At 71.3% G+C, this 18,211-nt stretch carries 15 protein-coding genes and 1 riboswitch; of the genes, 9 read left to right on the forward strand and 6 right to left on the reverse strand.

All coding sequences use genetic code 11. From position 1 onward, the window contains the following. Positions 1 to 13: 13 nt before the first annotated feature. Positions 14 to 838 carry an enoyl-CoA hydratase family protein gene (locus C8250_RS36675; RefSeq protein ID WP_138354194.1) on the reverse strand — a complete coding sequence of 275 codons (825 nt, stop codon included), beginning with the start codon at positions 836 to 838 and terminating at the stop codon, positions 14 to 16. Between the two features lie 79 nt (positions 839 to 917). Here C8250_RS36675 and C8250_RS36680 point away from each other — a divergent pair, with 79 nt between their 5' ends. From C8250_RS36680 to C8250_RS36690, 3 genes are all read left to right on the forward strand, one after another. Continuing rightward, positions 918 to 1,766, forward strand: coding sequence for an SDR family oxidoreductase (locus tag C8250_RS36680; protein WP_138354193.1), 849 nt, complete (start codon positions 918 to 920; stop codon positions 1,764 to 1,766). Between the two features lies 1 nt (position 1,767). Then, positions 1,768 to 2,682 carry an SDR family oxidoreductase gene (locus C8250_RS36685; RefSeq protein WP_138354192.1) on the forward strand — a complete coding sequence of 305 codons (915 nt, stop codon included), beginning with the start codon at positions 1,768 to 1,770 and terminating at the stop codon, positions 2,680 to 2,682. Between the two features lie 155 nt (positions 2,683 to 2,837). Then, on the forward strand, positions 2,838 to 3,998 hold the full coding sequence (locus C8250_RS36690; protein WP_138354191.1) for a hypothetical protein: 1,161 nt from the start codon (positions 2,838 to 2,840) through the stop codon (positions 3,996 to 3,998). A gap of 131 nt (positions 3,999 to 4,129) precedes the next feature. On the opposite strand, the gene C8250_RS36695 is transcribed toward C8250_RS36690, so the two are convergent. Continuing rightward, complete coding sequence (locus tag C8250_RS36695) at positions 4,130 to 5,605, reverse strand: glycine hydroxymethyltransferase (protein ID WP_138354190.1); 1,476 nt, start codon at positions 5,603 to 5,605, stop codon at positions 4,130 to 4,132. 21 nt (positions 5,606 to 5,626) lie between these two features. After that, positions 5,627 to 5,719, reverse strand: a riboswitch (ZMP/ZTP riboswitch). Positions 5,720 to 5,758: 39 nt separating this feature from the next. Further along, a complete protein-coding gene (locus C8250_RS36700; protein ID WP_138354189.1) occupies positions 5,759 to 6,451 on the reverse strand; it encodes a TetR/AcrR family transcriptional regulator in 693 nt (230 codons plus the stop codon). Between the two features lie 164 nt (positions 6,452 to 6,615). Here C8250_RS36700 and C8250_RS36705 point away from each other — a divergent pair, with 164 nt between their 5' ends. The 3 genes from C8250_RS36705 (at position 6,616) to C8250_RS36715 (ending at position 10,435) form a co-directional block, all read left to right on the forward strand. Continuing rightward, positions 6,616 to 8,016, forward strand: coding sequence for a GH1 family beta-glucosidase (locus tag C8250_RS36705; protein ID WP_244809603.1), 1,401 nt, complete (start codon positions 6,616 to 6,618; stop codon positions 8,014 to 8,016). 85 nt (positions 8,017 to 8,101) lie between these two features. Next, a complete protein-coding gene (locus tag C8250_RS36710; RefSeq protein ID WP_138354187.1) occupies positions 8,102 to 9,355 on the forward strand; it encodes an MFS transporter in 1,254 nt (417 codons plus the stop codon). A gap of 69 nt (positions 9,356 to 9,424) precedes the next feature. After that, positions 9,425 to 10,435, forward strand: coding sequence for an enoyl-CoA hydratase/isomerase family protein (locus C8250_RS36715; protein WP_138354186.1), 1,011 nt, complete (start codon positions 9,425 to 9,427; stop codon positions 10,433 to 10,435). 123 nt (positions 10,436 to 10,558) lie between these two features. Here the strand turns inward: C8250_RS36715 and C8250_RS36720 are convergent, their stop codons facing one another. Continuing rightward, complete coding sequence (locus tag C8250_RS36720) at positions 10,559 to 11,422, reverse strand: serine protease (protein WP_138354185.1); 864 nt, start codon at positions 11,420 to 11,422, stop codon at positions 10,559 to 10,561. A 130-nt stretch (positions 11,423 to 11,552) separates the two neighbouring features. Between C8250_RS36720 and C8250_RS36725 the strand changes: the two genes are divergently transcribed. Next, positions 11,553 to 12,302: a (2Fe-2S)-binding protein gene (locus C8250_RS36725; RefSeq protein WP_138354184.1), complete on the forward strand. Its 750-nt coding sequence runs from the start codon at positions 11,553 to 11,555 to the stop codon at positions 12,300 to 12,302. 178 nt (positions 12,303 to 12,480) lie between these two features. On the opposite strand, the gene C8250_RS36730 is transcribed toward C8250_RS36725, so the two are convergent. Next, positions 12,481 to 13,005, reverse strand: coding sequence for an SgcJ/EcaC family oxidoreductase (locus tag C8250_RS36730; RefSeq protein WP_138354183.1), 525 nt, complete (start codon positions 13,003 to 13,005; stop codon positions 12,481 to 12,483). 397 nt (positions 13,006 to 13,402) lie between these two features. Between C8250_RS36730 and C8250_RS36735 the strand changes: the two genes are divergently transcribed. Next, entirely contained in the window at positions 13,403 to 14,980 is a 1,578-nt protein-coding gene (locus C8250_RS36735) for an acetolactate synthase large subunit (protein ID WP_138354182.1), read from the forward strand. A 213-nt stretch (positions 14,981 to 15,193) separates the two neighbouring features. Here the strand turns inward: C8250_RS36735 and C8250_RS36740 are convergent, their stop codons facing one another. Next, the gene (locus C8250_RS36740) at positions 15,194 to 16,021 is read right to left on the reverse strand and encodes an SDR family oxidoreductase (RefSeq protein ID WP_138354181.1); all 828 of its coding nucleotides are present in this window, start codon (positions 16,019 to 16,021) and stop codon (positions 15,194 to 15,196) included. 348 nt (positions 16,022 to 16,369) lie between these two features. On the opposite strand from C8250_RS36740, the gene C8250_RS36745 reads away from it, so the two are divergent. Further along, the gene (locus C8250_RS36745) at positions 16,370 to 18,172 is read left to right on the forward strand and encodes a ricin-type beta-trefoil lectin domain protein (protein WP_138354246.1); all 1,803 of its coding nucleotides are present in this window, start codon (positions 16,370 to 16,372) and stop codon (positions 18,170 to 18,172) included. Positions 18,173 to 18,211 lie beyond the last annotated feature (39 nt).

An 18,211-nucleotide genomic window follows, 5' to 3' on the forward strand; every position in this document is an offset into this window, starting at 1 on the left:
GTCTTGTCCGTACTCACCGCTCCTCCTTCACCGGTTGCCCGGGGGTGGTGGCCTTCGCCGGTTCAGCAGACTTCGCCGGTTCAGCAGACTTCGCCGACTTCGTCGACACGAACGCGTCCCGGTGCCGGTCGGCGAGTCCGCTGAGGTTGGCCTCGAAGGTGAAGCCCTGCTCGAAGCGGTAGCTGCGGCGGACGTCCACCGGGTCGATACCGTTGATCGCGGCCTTGGCCAGCCGCAGCAACTCGCCGTCCTTGGCCGCCATTTCGCGCGCCAGCGCGAGCGCGGCGTCCAGCACCTTCTCGCGGGGCACGACCTCCCACACCGAGCCGTGCCGGTGGAGCTCCTGGGCGGTGGCGGTGCGGGAGGTGAAGTACAGGGCGCGCATGAGGTGCTGGGGGACGAGCCGGGAGAGGTGGGTGGCGGCTCCGAGCGCCCCGCGGTCCAGCTCCGGCAGCCCGAACGTCGCGTCGTCGCTGGCCACGATGGCGTCGGCGTTGCCCACCAGGCCGATGCCGCCGCCCAGGCAGAAGCCGTGCACGGCGGCGATGACCGGTACCTCGCAGTCGTAGACGGCGCCGAACGCGTCGGCGCAGCCGCGGTTGGCGCCGATCAGCGCCTGGTGTCCGGGGGTGCGCTGCATCTCCTTGATGTCGACGCCCGCGTTGAAGCCGCGGCCCGCGGCGGTGAGCACGACACAGCGGACGGCCGGATCGGCGCCGGCCGCGCGCAGCGCGTCGGCCAGGTCGAACCACCCTTGTACGGGGAGGGCGTTGACGGGCGGGAAGTCGACGGTGATGACGGCGATTCCGTCTTGCGGGGCCGAGGTGGAGACACCCATGATGAGGATCAGCTACCTTTCCACCAAACATTTGTTAGGTAGAAGGTAGCAGCGGATCGAGCGCTGCGGGAGGTGCCAGTTGACGGTCACCGTCGATCTGTCCGGACGCGTCGTCGTCGTCACCGGCGGCACGAGAGGCGTCGGTGCGGGGATCGCCCGCGCCTTCCTGGAGGCGGGCGCCGAGGTGGTGGTCTGCGCGCGCCGCCCCCCTGACGAACCCGTCACGGCGGACGGCCGCACGGCCCGCTTCGTCCCCCTCGACCTGCGGGACCCCGGCTCCGTCGACGCGTTCTTCGCGCGGGTGAAGGACGACTGCGGGCGGCTCGACACCCTGGTCAACAACGCCGGCGGGACGCCGTTCCGGCTGCTCGCCGACGGCGGCGCCGCCCGGCACGCCCGGGTCCTCGAACTCAACCTCACCACCCCGCTGACCGCGTCACTGGCCGCCTACGAGGTGATGCGCGATCAGGAGACCGGCGGCTCGATCCTCATGATCGGCAGCGTCAGCGGCGGCCGGCCGTCACCCGGGACCGCCGCGTACGGCGCCGCCAAAGCGGGGCTGGACAGCCTCGCGCGCTCCATGGCCGTCGAATGGGCCCCGGCCGTACGCGTCAACACCCTGGTCCTCGGCATGGTCCGCACGGAGTTGTCCCATCTGCACTACGGGGACGACGCCGGTATCGCGGCCGTCGGCCGGACCGTGCCCGCCGGGCGGCTGGCCGAGCCCTGTGAGGTCGGCGACGCCTGTGTCTTCCTCTCTTCGGAGCGCGCCGCGTACATCACCGGGGCGAGCCTGCTCGTGCACGGTGGCGGCGAGCGCCCGGCCTTCCTCGACGCCGCCACCGTCAACCGCGATCAGGACATGGCGACATCGTCACCGCCATCGTCATCGTCACCATCCCCGTCAACCGCGAACAAGGAGAGCTGACATGACCGAAGCCGGAATCTGCGAGGGCCGGGTCGCCGTCGTCACCGGTGCGGGGCGCGGTCTCGGCCGCGCGCATGCGCTCGCCTTCGCCGCCGAGGGCGCGCGAGTCGTCGTCAACGACCTCGGGGTCGGGCTGGACGGTGCCGGGGGCTCGGGGGGTCCGGCCCAGCAGGTCGTCGACGAGATCCGCGCGCTGGGCGGCGAGGCGGTCGCCAACGGCGACGACATCGCCACCTCGGCCGGGGCCGCCGCCCTGGTCGACACCGCGCTCGACACGTTCGGCCGGCTCGACACCCTCGTCAACAACGCGGGGTTCCTGCGCGACCGGATGCTCGTCAATCTCGACGAGGACGACTGGGACGCGGTGATGCGCGTCCATCTCAAGGGTCATTTCCTGCCGCTGAAGCATGCCGCCGCGCACTGGCGTGCCGAGGCCAAAGCCGGCCGCACCCCCGATGCACGGGTGATCAACACCAGCTCCGGGGCAGGGTTGCTGGGCAGCGTCGGGCAGGGCAACTACTCGGCGGCCAAGGCCGGGATCATCGGCCTGACGCTCGTCGCCTCCGCCGAGATGGCCCGGTACGGCGTCCGCGTCAACGCCATCGCGCCCGCCGCCCGTACCCGGATGACCGAGCGGACGTTCGCCGACACCATGGCCGCGCCAGGGGATGACGCCTTCGACGCCATGGCGCCGGAGAACGTCTCCCCGTTGGTGGTCTGGCTCGGCTCCGTGGCCTCGGCCGCCGTCACCGGCCGGGTCTTCGAGACCGAAGCGGGCCGGATCACCGTCATGGAGGGCTGGCGGCCGGGACCGACGGCCGACAAGGGCGCCCGGTGGACCCCGGCGGAGGCCGGCGAGACCGCTCTGAAGCTGCTGGCCGACGCCGAGTCCCCGCAGCCGGTCTATGGGGCGTGAAGATCCCGTCCGTGCCATGAAACGGTTCTGCGACAACGAGGGGCCGGTGATCCAACTCCGTCGGGGAAACGGCATAGTGGAGGCCGCCCCGGATGGGGGCATGACAAGAAACGTACAAAAAGCACGTACCTGCACGTACATGGGGGAACAACTCAATGCCATTCATTCGACGGTCCGCCCGAGCCGCGGCGGCGGTGACCGCGCTGCTCGCGCTCACCGCCACCGCCTGCGGCCCGGACGACAGCGACGCGGCGGCGAAGCCGACCGCGGCTGCCAGTACCTCGGCCAAGGCCGACCCCGGTTCCGACGCCAAACTTCCGAACGGTCTGCCCACCAGCATCAAGGACCTGGAGAAGTGGAAGCAGGGCGACTGGAAGAACTGGGACAAGTGGGCGCGTGAGGCGGCCGACTTCGCCAACCCGGTCATCAAGGACCTGTGGAAGCCGGCCCGGATGTCCGGGGCGAAGGAGAACCAGAACACCGTCCAGTCGAACTTCGGCTCGGACCAGGGGACCACCGACCCCGCTCCGCGCCCGGTGGCGGCCAAGGAGGTCGCCCGCCCGTACCACCAGCACGCGGCACCGGTCGGCAAGATCTTCTTCGACAGCCCCGACGGCCCCAAGGTCTGTTCCGGCACCGTCGTCGACGACCCGGCGCACCCGGGCAAGTCGAACCTCGTCTGGACCGCCGGCCACTGCGTTCACAGCGGCTCCCGGGGCGGCTGGTACCGCAACCTCATCTTCGTCCCGTCGTACAACGACAACGGGCTGTCCGCCTCCCGCGTCGACAGCTCCCCGCAGCGCAACGTCACTCCGTACGGCGCATGGTGGGCCGACTGGGCGCAGACCTCCTCGCAGTGGATCGCCACCGGCACCCACTCCGGCGGCGGCGGTTCGCCGTACGACTTCGCGGTGCTGCACGTCAAGCCGGAGAACGGCGGCGGCAAGTCCCTGCAGGAGACCGTCGGCGCGTCCCTGCCGGTGTGGTTCGGCGCCCCGTCGCCCACGCTGTTCAGCGGCATCGGTGCCTGGGGCTACCCGCAGGCGCCGCCGTACGACGGTGCGCGGATGTTCGACTGCATCGGCAAGCCCGGCCGGCTGTCGATGGGCGCGAGCATGCCGACCGAGTACCGGGTCGGCTGCACGATGACCGGTGGTTCCTCGGGCGGCGGCTGGTTCACCACCATGCCGAACGGCAAGACGGCCCTGGTGTCGAACACGTCGATCGGCCCGTCCAACGACACCTGGCTGGCCGGTCCGCATCTGGGACCCGAGGCGCAGGGCGTCTACAACGCGATCAGCCGGAAGTTCCGCTAGCCCGACGGCAGGTGGGACGGCTCCGGTGATCACGGCGGCAACGCGGTGAAGTGAATGAGCTGAAGAGGAGGCCCGCCCCCCGGATTCCAGGGGGCGGGCCTCCGTGCGTCAGGTCTGGGTTCAGCTCTGACTCAGCTCTGACTCAGGTCGACGCCCGGGTAGAGCGGGAACCCGGCCAGCAGGTCGGCGGAGCGCCCCGCGACCTGGTCCGCCACGGAGGGGTCGAGCACATGACTCGCCTTCGACGGAGCGCCGCTCGCGGTGGTGCCGGGGCGGGTGTTGGCCAGCACCGTGTCGATCAGGCCCGCGATCTCGTCCATCTCCTGCACACCGAGCCCGCGGGTGGTGAGCGCCGGGGTGCCGATGCGGACCCCGGACGTGTACCAGGCGCCGTTCCGGTCCTGCGGGACCGAGTTGCGGTTGGTGACGATGCCGGCGTCCAGCAGCGCGGCCTCGGCCTGGCGGCCGGTGAGTCCGTAGCCGGAGACGTCGGCGAGCACCAGGTGGTTGTCGGTGCCGCCGGTGACGAGGGAGGCTCCGCGCCGCAGCAGCCCCTCGGCCAGCGCGGACGCGTTGTCGACGATGCGCCGGGCGTAGTCGCGGAAGTCGGGCCGGCGCGCCTCGGCCAGCGCCACCGCCTTGGCGGCCATCACGTGCGGCAGCGGACCGCCGAGCACCATGGGGCAGCCGCGGTCGACGTGCTCGGCCAGTTCGGCGTCGCACAGGACCATGCCGCCGCGCGGCCCGCGCAGCGACTTGTGGGTGGTGGTCGTGACGATGTTGGCGTGCGGCACCGGGTCGAAGTCGCCGGTGAGCACCTTGCCCGCGACCAGGCCGGCGAAGTGCGCCATGTCGACCATCAGCGTCGCGCCGACCTCCTCGGCGATCTCCCGCATGATGCGGAAGTTGACCAGCCGCGGATAGGCGGAGTAGCCGGCGACCAGGATGAGCGGGCGGAACTCGCGCGCGGTCTCGCGCAGCGCGGTGTAGTCCAGCAGGCCGGTCTTCGGATCGGTGCCGTAGCTGCGCTGGTCGAACATCTTGCCCGAGATGTTGGGGCGGAAGCCGTGGGTGAGGTGGCCGCCCGCGTCGAGTGCCATGCCGAGCATCCGCTGGTCCCCGAGCTCGCGGCGCAGCGCCGCCCAGTCCTGCTCACTCAGGTCGTTGACGTGCTTGACCTGGGCCCGCTCCAGTGCCGGGCTCTCCACCCGCTGGGCGAGCACGGACCAGAAGGCGACCAGGTTGGCGTCGATGCCGGAATGCGGCTGCACGTAGGCGTGCGTCGCGCCGAACAACTCGCGGGCGTGTTCGGCGGCGAGCGCCTCGACGGTGTCGACATTGCGGCAGCCGGCGTAGAAGCGGCGGCCGACCGTGCCCTCGGCGTACTTGTCGCTGAACCAGTTGCCCATGGTCAGCAGGACTGCCGGGGAGGCGTAGTTCTCGCTGGCGATGAGCTTGAGCTGGGCGCGCTGGTCCTCGATCTCGGCGCCGATGGCGTCCGCGACGCGCGGCTCGACGGCCCGGATGACATCCAGCGCGCTGCGGAAGGCGGTGGATTCGGTCGATTCGCCGGGCTTGATGCTGAAGGACGACGGTTCTGCGGCCATGCGGGGCCTCCGGAACGAGAAGGGAAGGGCCCAGGCGCGCGGCAGCACATCGTCAGGAGACGGAGCCGCTCCCCGATGGTCGGTCCCATCCAAGCGCCAGTCACGGCTCACGCCGACCCTAGCAGCGCGGCCTGCGACGTGCCCGGTGCGGACTCAATCCGTCCGACTGCCGAGATAGCGGCGCAGCACCCGCTTGCACTCGGCGATCAGCGCCGGGTCGCCGTCCGGGTCGGTACGGAAGGCCAGCCGCAGGACGGCGTCGGCGCACTCCAGGGCGACGCGGCCGGCCAGCCGCGAGGCGGCGGGGTCCAGCAGCCCGCCGGTGAGGGCCCACAGCCGGTCGGCGACCGCGGTGTTGTTGTCGATCTCGGTGTCGAGCAGATGCCGGGCGGTGGGTTCCTCGCGGCCCACGGCGCCGAAGTCGACGACCCCGAATCCCGGCACCGCGCGCCGCATCGCGACGAACTCCTCGACGGCGAGATCCACCAGGGTGGCGATGTCGTGGGGGGACTCGGCCGCGATCCGCCGGGACAGGCGGTCGGTGTAGCGCTCCAGATTGCGAGTGGCGAGCGCGCCGAGCAGCCCGTCCTTGCCGGGGAAGAACTGGTAGAGGGTGCCGATCGGCACCTCCGCCCGGCGGGCCACCTCCTTGGTGGTCAGCGCGGTGTAGCCGACCTCGTCCAGCAGGACGGCGCACGCGCTGAGGATGCGCTCGACGCGCTCGGCGCTGCGCCGCTGCACCGGACTGCGGCGGACGGCGGCGGAGGCGGGTCCGGTGGTGGAGCCCGCGGCCGGTCCGGCGGCCGGTTCGGCGACGGGGGCGGCGTTCTGTGTCTGTTCCTGCATGGGGCCACTCTGCCGGATCCCGTCCGCGATCGGCGACCCGCTATCGTGAGCATTGCTCATGTTCTGCGTTCGTCCTGCGCCATGCGCCATGCGCCATGCGCCATGCGCCAGGTCATGCCATCTGCCATCTCGTGCCCGTTCCCGTCCCGTCAAGGAGTGAGCCAGTGCCGGACCCGTCGACACCGCAGCGCCCGCAGCTTCCCGAATCGTTCGTCTGGGGCGTCTCCACCGCCTCCTACCAGGTCGAGGGGGCCGTCGCCGAGGGCGGCAGGGGGCCGTCCGTCTGGGACACGTTCACCGCGCGCCCCGGCACGGTCCGCGACGGCCACACCGGAGCGGTGGCCTGCGACCACTACCACCGCTATCCGCAGGACGTTGCCCTGATGAAGGACCTCGGGCTGGACGCGTACCGCTTCTCCGTCGCCTGGCCGCGCGTCCAGCCGTCGGGCAAGGGTCCGGCGAGCGCGGCGGGGCTGGACTTCTACGACCGGCTCGTCGACGAACTGCTCGCCGCCGGCATCGCGCCCACCCCCACCCTCTTCCACTGGGACCTGCCGCAGGCCCTGGAGGACGAGGGCGGCTGGCTCGAGCGCGCCACCGCCGAACGGTTCGCCGAGTATGCGGGAGTGGTGGCCGACCGACTCAGTGACCGCGTCCGGCGCTGGATCACCCTCAACGAACCCTTTGTGCACATGGTGTTCGGCTACGCCTTGGGCGTCCACGCGCCCGGCCGCGCCCTGATGCTGGACGCCCTGCCGGCCGCCCACCACCAGCTGCTCGGCCACGGGCTGGCGGTCGCGGCGCTGCGCGAGCGCGGCGCCGCCGAGGTCCTCATCGCCAACAACTGCACGCCGGTGCGCGTAGTGGGGGACTCCGCCGCCGACCGGGCCGCGGCCGCCGCGTACGACGCGCTGCACAACGGCCTCTTCAACGACCCGCTGTTCCTGGGCCGCTACCCCGACCTGTCGGCCTATGGCGTCGGCCCCGACCTCGGCGGCGCGGTCCTGGACGGCGACCTGGAGATCATCGCCGCACCGCTCGACGGCCTCGGCGTCAACTACTACAACCCCACCTGGATCCAGGCCCCGGCCGACGACCCCGCCCTGCCCTTCGCCGAGGCCCGGGTCGAGGGCTACGAGCGGACCGCCTTCGACTGGCCGGTCGTACCCGACGGCCTCACCGAGCTCCTCACCGGACTGAAGGAGCGCTACGGAGCCGCCCTGCCACCGGTGTACATCACCGAGAACGGCTGCTCCCAGACCGACGAACTCGTGGACGGCCGGATCACGGACACCGCGCGGATCGGCTATCTGGACGGCCACATCAGAGCGGTGGCCGACGCGGTGGCCCTCGGGGTGGACGTACGCGGGTACTTCACCTGGTCCCTGCTCGACAACTTCGAATGGGCGGAAGGGTTCCATCAACGATTCGGGCTGGTCCACGTCGACTTCGAGACCCAGGTCCGCACTCCCAAGGACTCCTACGCCTGGTACCGCTCCCTGATCGCGGCTCACCGGGACGCCGGACCCGCCGTTGGAAGCGGATCCGGATCCAGCGCCGGGTGAGAAGTCTTGGCGGCGCGGGGTGGGGTGGCTACACTCGCGCCAACATGAGCAGTACTCATGTTCTGCCCTGGACTGAGGAGAGCTCATGCGCGCCGTGACCGCACGTCCGCCGGCCGCGCTCGACGAACCCACCGTCCGGGTGCGGCCCGGCTGGACCGCCGCGCTGAGCCTGGCCAGCCTCGCGGTGTTCATGGCGTTCTTCACCCCGATCCAGATCCTGCTGCCCCTGCAGCTGGAGCATCTCGACGAGGCGCACAAGGCGGCGAACCTCGCGTGGGTGACCGGCGCCGGCGCGCTGGTCGCCGTCGTCGTCAATCCGCTGGCCGGCGCGCTGTCGGACCGTACGACCGGGCGCTGGGGCCGCCGCCGGCCATGGATCGTGGGCGGCGCCCTCGCGGGCGCCGCCGGGCTGCTGATCACCTCGGCGCAGCACACCCTGCCCGGCATCGTCGCCGGCTGGTGCCTGGCGCAGAGCGGTCTGAACGCGATGCTCGCCGGGGTCACGGCGCCGGTGGCCGACCAGGTGCCGGTCGGGCAGCGCGCCGCGGTCTCCGGCTGGACGGGGATCATGCAGTCACTCGGCCTGGTGCTGGGCGCGCTGCTGGTGACCACGGCCGTCTCCGGCGTCGGGCCCGGCTATCTGCTCACGGCACTGCTGGCCGTCGCCCTGGCCCTGCCGTACGTGCTCTGCTTCCGGGACCCCGTCCTGCCGCGCGCATTGCGCCCCGCCTTCCGTCCGCGGGCGCTGCTGAGCGGCCTGTGGGTCGATCCGCGCGCCCACCCGGACTTCGGCTGGGCCTGGCTCACCCGGTTCCTGATCAACCTCGGCAACGCGCTGGGCACGCTCTATCTGCTCTTCTACCTCACCGACGAGGTGCACCACCCGGACCCGGACACCGGAGTGCTGGTGCTGACCGTCATCTACACCGTCTCCGCGACCCTCACCGCGATCCCCGCGGGCATCGCGTCGGACCGCATCGGCAGACGCAAGGTGTTCGTGGTCGTGTGCAGCGTGATCATGGCGGTGGCCGCGCTGCTGCTGGCGGTCGCCCACACCTGGACGGCGGTGATGATCGCCGCCGCGGTCCTGGGCGCCGGGTTCGGCATCTACCTCGCCGTCGACCAGGCGCTGATCACCCAGGTGCTGCCGTCCGCCGCCGACCGGGCGAAGGACCTCGGCGTCATCAACATCGCCAATTCCGGACCGCAGGTGCTGGCCCCCGCCGTGGCCGCGCCGATCGTCGCCCACTTCGGCGGCTATCCGGGCCTGTACGTGGCCACCGCCCTGGTGACCCTGCTCGGCGGTGCGCTGGTGCTGCGTATTGTCGGGGTGGACTGAGGATCACCGACGAATGCCAGAAGCGGGCGCGGCGACGCGGCTGCGGAGAACCCACGGAGCACCGGCACCATGTACCTCCCCGTGCAGACGCACGTCGCCCACGGCACCGGCGTCATCGCCCTGGACCGGCCCGAGGCGCTCAACGCGCTCGACCTGACCATGGTCCGGGCGATGACCGAGGCCCTCGAAGAGTGGCGGGAGGACGACGGCGTCCGGTCGGTCGTCGTCCGCAGCACCTCGCCGAAGGCGTTCTGCGCGGGCGGCGACATCCGCACGATCCGGGCGGCGAGCCTGCGCGGTGACCATGCGGCGGTACGGGAGTACTTCGCCGCGGAGTACGGGCTCAACGCGCTGATCGCGGCCTTTCCCAAGCCGTACACCGCGCTCATCGACGGTTTCGCGCTCGGCGGCGGCCTCGGGATCTCCGTGCACGGCACGGCGCGGGTGGTGACGGAGCGGGCGGCGCTGGCGATGCCCGAGACCGCGATCGGCTTCTTCCCCGACATCGGGGCGAGCCACTTCCTGCCCCGGCTGCCCGGCTCCGTCGGCCGGTATCTGGGGTTGACGGGCGCCCGGATCGCGGGCGCGGCGGCGGTCGGCTGCTCGCTCGCCACGCACTATGTGCATTCCAGTGAACTGCCCGCGCTGGAGGAGGCGCTGACCGGCGGCGGTGAGCCGGCCGCGGTACTGGACCGCTTCGCGGTGGCGGCACCGGCCTCCGAAATCGGTGCGCACCTCGACGCCATCGACCGTTGCTTCTCCGCACCCGAGCTGCCGGAGGTCCTCGAACGGCTGGCGGCGGAGGACGGCGACTGGGCGGCCGACACGCTGGCCGGACTGCGGCGCATGTCGCCGACGAGTCTGTTCGTCACCTTCGAGCTGCTGCGGCGCGGCGCCGGTTCCGACCTCGGCGCCTGTCTGGACCGGGAGCTGCTGCTGGCCTGCCGTACCGCCCGCGCCCATGACTTCATCGAGGGCGTGCGGGCCGCGCTGGTCGACAAGGACCGGAACCCGCGCTGGTCGCCCGACCCGCTCACGGACGCGGACCGGGCCGAACTGCTGAGCTGGTTCGACGCGTAGGGCCCGGCCGTCCGGCCACGAGCGGCCGGTCACGAGCGTCGGGCCGCCGGTCACGAGCGGCCGGCGGCCGCTCCCCGGATCCCAGGTCCGGGGAGCGGCGTTCTTTTCCGGGGCTGCCTCAGCTCACGGCTTGGGCAGGGTGCATCCCGGCAGACTGAGGTTGATCTTGTTGCCCGCGCCGACGCACTGGGTGATCAGATACGTCTCCTCGGCGTAGTTGATGCCCTGGTGCACGGTGATGTTGCCGTTCTGGTCGACCTCGCACGGGTTGTCGAGGGTGCAGCGTCCGCCGTCCTCGTTGCCCGTGTTGTTGATGGCGACGACCTTGCCCGTCGCGGCGTCGACCACCGGGGAGCCCGAGGTGCCACCGATGGTGTTGCACGACGAGGTGTAGCGGACCGAGTCCTTCCAGATCCAGCTGTCCTCGTGCAGCCGGTAGACGAAGGCGTCGATGTTGCAGCTGTAGATCCGCTTCCAGTAGCCGGACACCACCTTGATGGCGGTCCCGGCGACGGGGTGGGTCGCGGAGAGCTCGAGCGCCGCGATGCCGTAGCTCGACTGGATCTGCGCGTACGTGGTGTTCAGCTGGTAGAGCGAGATGTCGGTGTCGGTCATGGTCGCGTAGGCGACCTTGGTGGCCCGCAGTGTGGCGACCTTGGTCCCGGCCGAGTTGAGCAGGCTGAACGTACGGCTGGACGCCACGTTGACGATGGACTCGCCCGGGTCCAGGAAGCCGCCCGACAGGCAGTGCCCGTTCGACATGACGATCGCGGGGTCGGTCGGCACCGAGGTCGGCATCTTCACGACGGAACCCGAACAGTTGCTGAGCGCCACGGTGCCCGCGAAGTTGACCGTGACGGCCGCCTTCGCGGTGTGTGCGGGCGCCGCATCCCGGCTTGTGGCCGATGCGGACGCCGCACCGGTGCCTGTGAGAGCCGCGCCGCCGAGCAGCAGGGCAGCCAGGACGCCGACGAGAGGTCTTTTCATGTGGGGGGTCCTCTCCAGACCGAAGTTCTTTCGGCATTGTCATGAGCATTGTCGGGATTGGCTGGTGCCCCGGCAATAGGGCCTCATGTCCGGTCCGTTCGCGGCTCGGCCGGTACGTCATGATCGGTTCATGGACAGGACGCTGCGGGATGTCGCGGAAGTGGGGCCGTTCTTCGCCGTCCGGACCGGGCCCGGCGAGACCGGTGCGGACGGCGGGGGCAGCGCGGACCACGGCCCCCGCGCGCACGGCTACCGGCCGCTCGCCGAGCTCTACGCCACGGACCCGAGGCGCGCGGTGCACCCCGTCCGCGAGCGGGCCGCCGACGTCGCCGGGCGGCTGGGCACTCCGGAGCTCCGGGTGGGCGCCTCCCTCGCCTTTCAGGGGCTGGCCGCCCGGCTGTGGTCGGTGGCCCTGGGCGCTGCCGTCCTGGCGGGCCGGGTCCCCGACATGGCCGCCGACCGGGTGTGGTGGAACCCGGCTCTCAGTGCCCCGAACGACCTCTGGCTGCCGCACCCGTCGGCCCTTCCCGACTCCGACGACCTCGCCGGCCAACTGGCCGGGACGGTGCTGGCCGGGCATCTGGTCCCGCTGCACCACGCGACCCGCGAAGCCTGCCCGGTCTCCGGCGGGCTGCTGTGGGGGAACGCCGGCTCCGCGCTGGCCGGTTCCCTGCGGGTGCTCCACACCTGGTGCGTCGCACGGGGCCGGACGGCGGAGGCGCGCAGCGCCCTGGACCTCACCGCGCGGCTCTTCCAGGAGCCGCTGCTGAGCGGCACCGGGACTCTGGACGCAGGGGATGTCAGCTTCGTGCGGCGCAGTTGCTGTCTGTACTACCGGGTCCCGGGCGGCGGCCTGTGCGGCGACTGCGTCCTGCGGTGATCGCGTGCGACCACGTGCGACCACGTGTGTCCGCTCACCCACTGGCCGCACCTCGCACGGGATTCGGCCATCGCCTGTAAGTCGCGGGCGGATGACCGAATCCATGTCACGACGCTCTGCCGCACGGCCGGTTGCCCGCTCCGAACGCGGGAGCGGGCCGCGGCCTTTCGTCGGTATGTCAGTGCATGATGCGGCTGTTCTGGTAGGCGCTGTCCCGCCACTCGTGGCCCTGCTTCACGATCGTCCATGTCTGACGGCCGACCCGCTCCGGTGGGACATCGATCTCGCCAGGAAGCTTCAGGCCGCCCTGGGTGACCACGATTCCGACATCCTTGCTGATGCACTTGACATTGAGGACATTCGCGACCGGAAGGACGTCCTTGTAGGGGCCCGTGAAGATGGCCGACATGTACGCCCGGATCTCGTCACGGCTCTTCAGGTAAGTGTCCTCACCCGGCACGATGAAGCTCGCGTCCTCGGTGAACACATCACCGAACGCTGTTAAATCATGGGCGACCCACGCCCGGCTGACTCGCTGCGGTACGTCCGCGAGGGCGGCCTTTTCCGCGTAGCACGAGCCGTGGCCATGCCCGGCGCCCTCTGTATCGGCCGTGGCGCCGCTGGCGACGCCACCGGGGACGACCACGGCGAGTACGACGATGCCAAGGCCGGCGATGATCGGCGAGCGGATATGTCTGCGCATACTGTCTTCCCGTCTCTCCTGGTGGAAACCTGCCAAGGAATCTGACAGGTGTCGGCTATCGCCGCAACGCCTTCCAGGAATAAGCCCGCCGGCATGCGCCTGCACCGGAATGGATCATGCTGGCCCAGGAATGTGTAATTCCACATTCGGGCGACCCCGCGGGCGGCCGGAAGGCCCGCTGGTGGCGGGCGCGGTGCGCCGATAGGAATTCCGCTGGCCTGCGAAGTAGTCACGAAATCTCTGGAAATTCAACGATCGGGAGAAGCGGGGTAATTACGCGTCATCTTCCGGTGCGATGGGCGGTCTGTCGCGAGGCCCTGGCGCGGGGGAGGATTACGCACGGAACCGGGCGTGCTGATGATGCGGCCCTGAGACCCTGAGCAGAGGTGGGACACCCATGCCGAACGGCGCGCAGACCCTGATCCGTACGCTCGTCAAGGGTGGGGTCGAGGTGTGCTTCGCCAACCCCGGTACGTCCGAGATGCACTTCGTCGCCGCATTGGACGACGTGCCGGAGATGCGCGCCGTGCTGTGCCTGTTCGAGGGGGTCGCCACCGGCGCGGCCGACGGCTACGGCCGGATGACCGGCCTGCCGGCCTGCACCCTGCTGCATCTGGGCCCCGGGCTCGCGAACGGTCTGGCGAACCTGCACAACGCGCGCCGGGCACACAGCCCGGTCGTGAACATCGTCGGCGACCACGCCCTGCCCCACAAGCCGTTGGACGCCCCGCTGGAGTCCGACATCGACGCGCTCGCTGGCACGGTCTCGGGCTGGGTGCGCCGGACGACGGACGGCGCCGATCTGCATCTGGACGCGACCCAGGCGATCATCGCCGCGTCGAGCGGGTCCGACGGCGCCGTCGCCACGCTCATCCTGCCCGCCGACGTGTCCTGGTCGGAGCCGGGACCGTCCCACACGGCCATCGCGTGGCTGCGCAGCGATGAGCCCGGTCCGGTGTCCGAGCAGGCCGTGACCGCCGCCGCCAAGGCGCTGCGGTCCGGTGAGCCCGCGGCGATCCTGCTCGGCGGCGGCGCGACGCGTGAGGCCGGGCTGCTGGCCGCGGCCCGGATCGCGGCCGCCACCGGAGCGAAGCTGCTCTGCGAGACCTTCCCCGCGCGGCTGGAGCGCGGTGCGGGGCTGCCGGAGGTCGAACGGCTCGCCTACCTCGCGGACTTCGCCACCGCCCAGCTCGAGGGCGTGAAGCACCTGATCCTGGCCGGTGCCCGCTCGCCGGTCTCGTTCTTCGCCTATCCCGGCAAGCCGGGCGACCTGGTGCCGGAGGGCTGCGAGGCGCGGGAGCTGGCCGGCGCCGCCGAGGACGTCACCGCCTCGCTCCAGCGGCTCGCCGACGAGGTGGCGGCGGATGTGAAGGCGGCGGACGTGACGCCGGCGGCCCGTCCGCGGCCCGCGCGTCCCACCGGCCCGCTCACCGCCGAGTCCGCGTCCCAGGCGATCGGGGCGCTGCTGCCGCCGGGCGCCGTCGTCGTGGACGAGGCGAACACCTCGGGGCTGTGGCTGCCCGGCGTGACGGCCGGCGCTCCCCGGCACGACTGGCTCACCCTCACGGGCGGCGCGATCGGCCAGGGCCTGCCGCTGGCGACCGGCGCGGCGGTGGCCTGCCCCGGCCGGCCCGTGGTGTGCCTGGAGGCGGACGGCAGCGCGATGTACACCCTCTCGGCGCTCTGGACGCAGGCGCGCGAAGAGCTCGACGTGACCACCGTCGTGTTCAACAACGGCTCCTACGCGATCCTCAACCTGGAACTCGAGCAGGTGGGTGCCGCCGCGGCGGGTGAGCGCGCCCGGCGGCTGCTCGACCTGTCCGGGCCGGCCCTGGACTTCGTCGCCCTGGCCACGGGAATGGGCGTGCCGGCGACCCGGGCCACCACCGCGGAGGAGTTCACCTCCCAGTTCGAGCGGGCGCTGGCCGAGCCCGGTCCACATCTGATCGACTGCGTCGTGCCGCCGGTCTTCTAGGGCGTGTTGCGAAAGTCCCGCCTGGCCCACGGCGTCTGGCACGCGTCCTCGCTGCGTTGTCGGGCTCGTCCACGTACGTCCGGTACGAGGACGACCCTCCGCCTTGCGAGCGCACGCACCGGACGCCGTGGGCCACGCCCTCCGGGCGAACGGCGCTCCTTTCGCAACACGCCCTAGTCCGAACCGGGGCCGGCCTCCACCGGTCCTCCTCGATCAGCCGCCGTGCGCGCGCAGCCACTCGTGGACGGTGTACGCGGCGCCGGTCCCGGTGCGCGCGCCGCGCACCCGGGTGCCGCCGTCGACCACCAGATCCGTCCCGGTGATCCAGCCGGCGTCGTCGGAGACCAGCCACAGGACGGCGCGCGCGACGTCCTCCGGCTCTCCGATCCGGCCCATGGGCAGCCCGGCGGCGATCTGCGGCTCGGCGCCCTCCCACACGAAACGGGCCATCTCCGTGCGGACCAGGCCGGGGGAGACCGCGTTGACCCGGACGGTCGGGGCGAGTTCGCCGGCGAGTTGGCGGGTGAGGTGGAGGAGGGCGGCCTTGCTGGTGCCGTAGGCGCCGATGTTGGGGCCGACGCCGTGCGCGCCCTCGGTGCAGATGTTCACCACCGTGCCGCCGTGCTCGCGCATCCAGGCCCGCCACGCGCACTGGACCAGCCGCAGGGGTCCGTCCACGTTGACGGTGAAGGCGTCCCGCCAGGCGTCCGGGTCGACGTCGACGAGCGGGCCGAACGGGGCGTTGGTACCGGCGTTGTTGACCAGGATGTCCACCCCGCCGAGCTCCTCGACCGCGAGCGCGACACACGCCTCCGGATGCGCGGGGTCGCCCACCGATCCGGCCAGGCCGGTGGCCCGGCCGCCGAGCGCGCGTACCTCCATGACGGCGGCCCGCAGTCCATCCGGGTCGCGGGCGGTCAGCAGGACCGCGGCGCCCGCCCCGGCCAGGGCGTGCGCGACGGCGAGGCCGATGCCCCGGGAGGCGCCGGTGACGAGGGCGGTCCTGCCGTGCAGCGGGGGAGTTGTCGCCGGTGTGGTCATGGGGCACCGTCTCATGATGGTACGTCAGTTCGAAAGGCGTCACCGTCGTCTCCTCGTCGCCTCCCCGTCGCGTCAGCGCGTCGACCGCGCCACGGAAGCGCCATGGAAGCGGCCGTTCCTGCACGAAGTCTTGACGCGCTCAAAGCGCACGAGTTAACTCACGCCTCGAACTAAGCAGTAAATCAAGGTCTGAATTAAGTCACGCACCAGGGCAAGTGCCGTAGAAAGGCAACCGGACCCATGCGCTCACTCACCCGTCCCCACACGGGCAGTACCAGGCTTCACCGCACCGGCCTCCGCCGCGCCGTCACCGGGCTGCTGGCGGCGGCGGTCGCCGTCGTCACCCCGATGCTGGCCACGCCGCTCACCGCGCACGCGGCGGGCGAGAGCGTCCAGGTGTGGCTGACCACCACGTCTGACTCGGGCGGCCGCAACGTCGTCAAGGGGCTCGAACAGCAGGCGCCGATCGCCTTCACCGCGGGCAGCGGTTCCGGCCAGTCCGTCACCGTCGACGAGAACACCCGCTACCAGCAGTTCGAGGGCGCGGGCGCGTCGTTCACCGACACCGCCGCCTGGCTGATGAACTCCAGCGGAGCGCTCAGCGCCGCCACCCGCGACGCGGTGATGAAGAAGCTCTTCGACCCGGTCAACGGCATCGGCATCGACTTCCTGCGCAACCCCATGGGCGCCTCCGACCTGGCGCGCGACAACTACACCTTCGACGACATGCCCAGCGGGCAGACCGACCCGGGCCTCGCGCACTTCTCCATAGCCCACGACCTGGCCGACGTCCTGCCGCTGACCAAGCAGGCCCGCCAGCTCAACCCCGCCGTCAAGGTGATGGGCGTGCCCTGGAGCGCGCCGGCCTGGATGAAGGACAACGGCAGCATGAGCCTGGGCTGGCTGCAGGCGCAGTACTACGGCGCTTACGCCCAGTACTTCGCGAAGTACCTGCAGGCCTACCAGGCGGCCGGCGTACCGGTCGACTACATCTCGGCGCAGAACGAGCCCACCTGCTGCGGGGGCTATCCGTCCATGCAGTGGAACGGCTCCGGTCTGGCGTCCTTCACCAAGAACAACCTGCTGCCCGCGCTGCACACCGCCGGGCTGTCCACCAAGGTCCTGGCCCTGGACTGGAACTGGGACCAGTACGACGCCTTCGCCGCCCCGACCCTCGACGACGCGGCGATCCGCAACGACCCGAACTTCGGCGGCATGGCCTGGCACGGCTACGGCGGCGACGTCGCCCAGCAGACCACCGTCCACAACAGGTACCCCACCGTGAAGGCCTTCGACACCGAACACTCCGGCGGCACCTGGATCGCCAACCAGCAGAAGGAGGACATGCACAACCTGATCGACTACACCCGCAACTGGGGCCAGAGCTGGGTCAAGTGGAGCCTGGCCGTCGACCAGAACATGGGACCGCACAACGGCGGCTGCGGCACCTGCACCGGCCTGGTCACCGTGCACAACGGCGACAGCCGCAGCGGACAGGTCGACTACACCGTCGAGTACTACACGATGGGCCACCTCACCAAGTTCGTGAAGCCCGGCGCCTACCGGATCGCCTCCACCGCCAACACCTCGGTGCCCAACGTCGCCTGGCGCAACCCGGACGGCTCGAAGGCGCTCATCGCGTACAACGACACCGGCAGCGCCCAGCCCGTACGCGTCAACTGGGGCAACCAGTCCTTCGCGTACACCCTGCCCGCCGGCGCCTCGGCGACCTTCACCTGGACCGGGACCCCCGGCAACGGCGGCGGTTCCACCGGAGCGATCACCGGCTTCGGCGGCAAGTGCGCCGACGTGGCCGCGGGCAGCAGCGCCAACGGCACCGCCGTCCAGCTCTACGACTGCAACGGCAGCGCGGCCCAGCAGTGGACCGCCTCCGCCGGCACCTACAAGGCGCTCGGCAAGTGCCTGGACCTGGCCGCCGGGGGCACCGCGAACGGCACCAAGGCCCAGCTGTACGACTGCAACGGAACGGGCGCCCAGCAGTGGCAGCCCGGCAGCGGCGGAACACTGGTCAATCCGGTGTCCGGCCGATGCCTGGACGCCACCGGGATGAGCTCCGCGAACGGGACCCGGCTGCAGATCTGGGACTGCGCCGGCGGCGCCAACCAGCAGTGGACCGTTCCCACCGGCTGACCTGCACGTAGGCTTCCGGGTGTCATCACACGCCCAGCA

Origin of the sequence: Streptomyces sp. So13.3 (genome assembly GCF_005860785.2) — a bacterium.
Taxonomy (GTDB): Bacteria; Actinomycetota; Actinomycetes; order Streptomycetales; family Streptomycetaceae; genus Actinacidiphila; species Actinacidiphila fildesensis.

Excerpts from the sequence above, each read along its gene's own strand:
- C8250_RS36675 (WP_138354194.1), bottom strand. The coding sequence starts at position 838 with ATGGGTGTCTCCACCTCGGCCCCGCAAGACGGAATCGCCGTCATCACC.
- C8250_RS36700 (WP_138354189.1), bottom strand. The coding sequence starts at position 6,451 with ATGCAGGAACAGACACAGAACGCCGCCCCCGTCGCCGAACCGGCCGCC.
- C8250_RS36690 (WP_138354191.1), top strand. The coding sequence starts at position 2,838 with ATGCCATTCATTCGACGGTCCGCCCGAGCCGCGGCGGCGGTGACCGCG.
- C8250_RS36740 (WP_138354181.1), bottom strand. The coding sequence starts at position 16,021 with ATGACCACACCGGCGACAACTCCCCCGCTGCACGGCAGGACCGCCCTC.
- C8250_RS36730 (WP_138354183.1), bottom strand. The coding sequence starts at position 13,005 with ATGCGCAGACATATCCGCTCGCCGATCATCGCCGGCCTTGGCATCGTC.
- C8250_RS36720 (WP_138354185.1), bottom strand. The coding sequence starts at position 11,422 with ATGAAAAGACCTCTCGTCGGCGTCCTGGCTGCCCTGCTGCTCGGCGGC.
- C8250_RS36735 (WP_138354182.1), top strand. The coding sequence starts at position 13,403 with ATGCCGAACGGCGCGCAGACCCTGATCCGTACGCTCGTCAAGGGTGGG.
- C8250_RS36745 (WP_138354246.1), top strand. The coding sequence starts at position 16,370 with ATGCTGGCCACGCCGCTCACCGCGCACGCGGCGGGCGAGAGCGTCCAG.
- C8250_RS36715 (WP_138354186.1), top strand. The coding sequence starts at position 9,425 with ATGTACCTCCCCGTGCAGACGCACGTCGCCCACGGCACCGGCGTCATC.
- C8250_RS36695 (WP_138354190.1), bottom strand. The coding sequence starts at position 5,605 with ATGGCCGCAGAACCGTCGTCCTTCAGCATCAAGCCCGGCGAATCGACC.
- C8250_RS36685 (WP_138354192.1), top strand. The coding sequence starts at position 1,768 with ATGACCGAAGCCGGAATCTGCGAGGGCCGGGTCGCCGTCGTCACCGGT.
- C8250_RS36710 (WP_138354187.1), top strand. The coding sequence starts at position 8,102 with ATGCGCGCCGTGACCGCACGTCCGCCGGCCGCGCTCGACGAACCCACC.
- C8250_RS36725 (WP_138354184.1), top strand. The coding sequence starts at position 11,553 with ATGGACAGGACGCTGCGGGATGTCGCGGAAGTGGGGCCGTTCTTCGCC.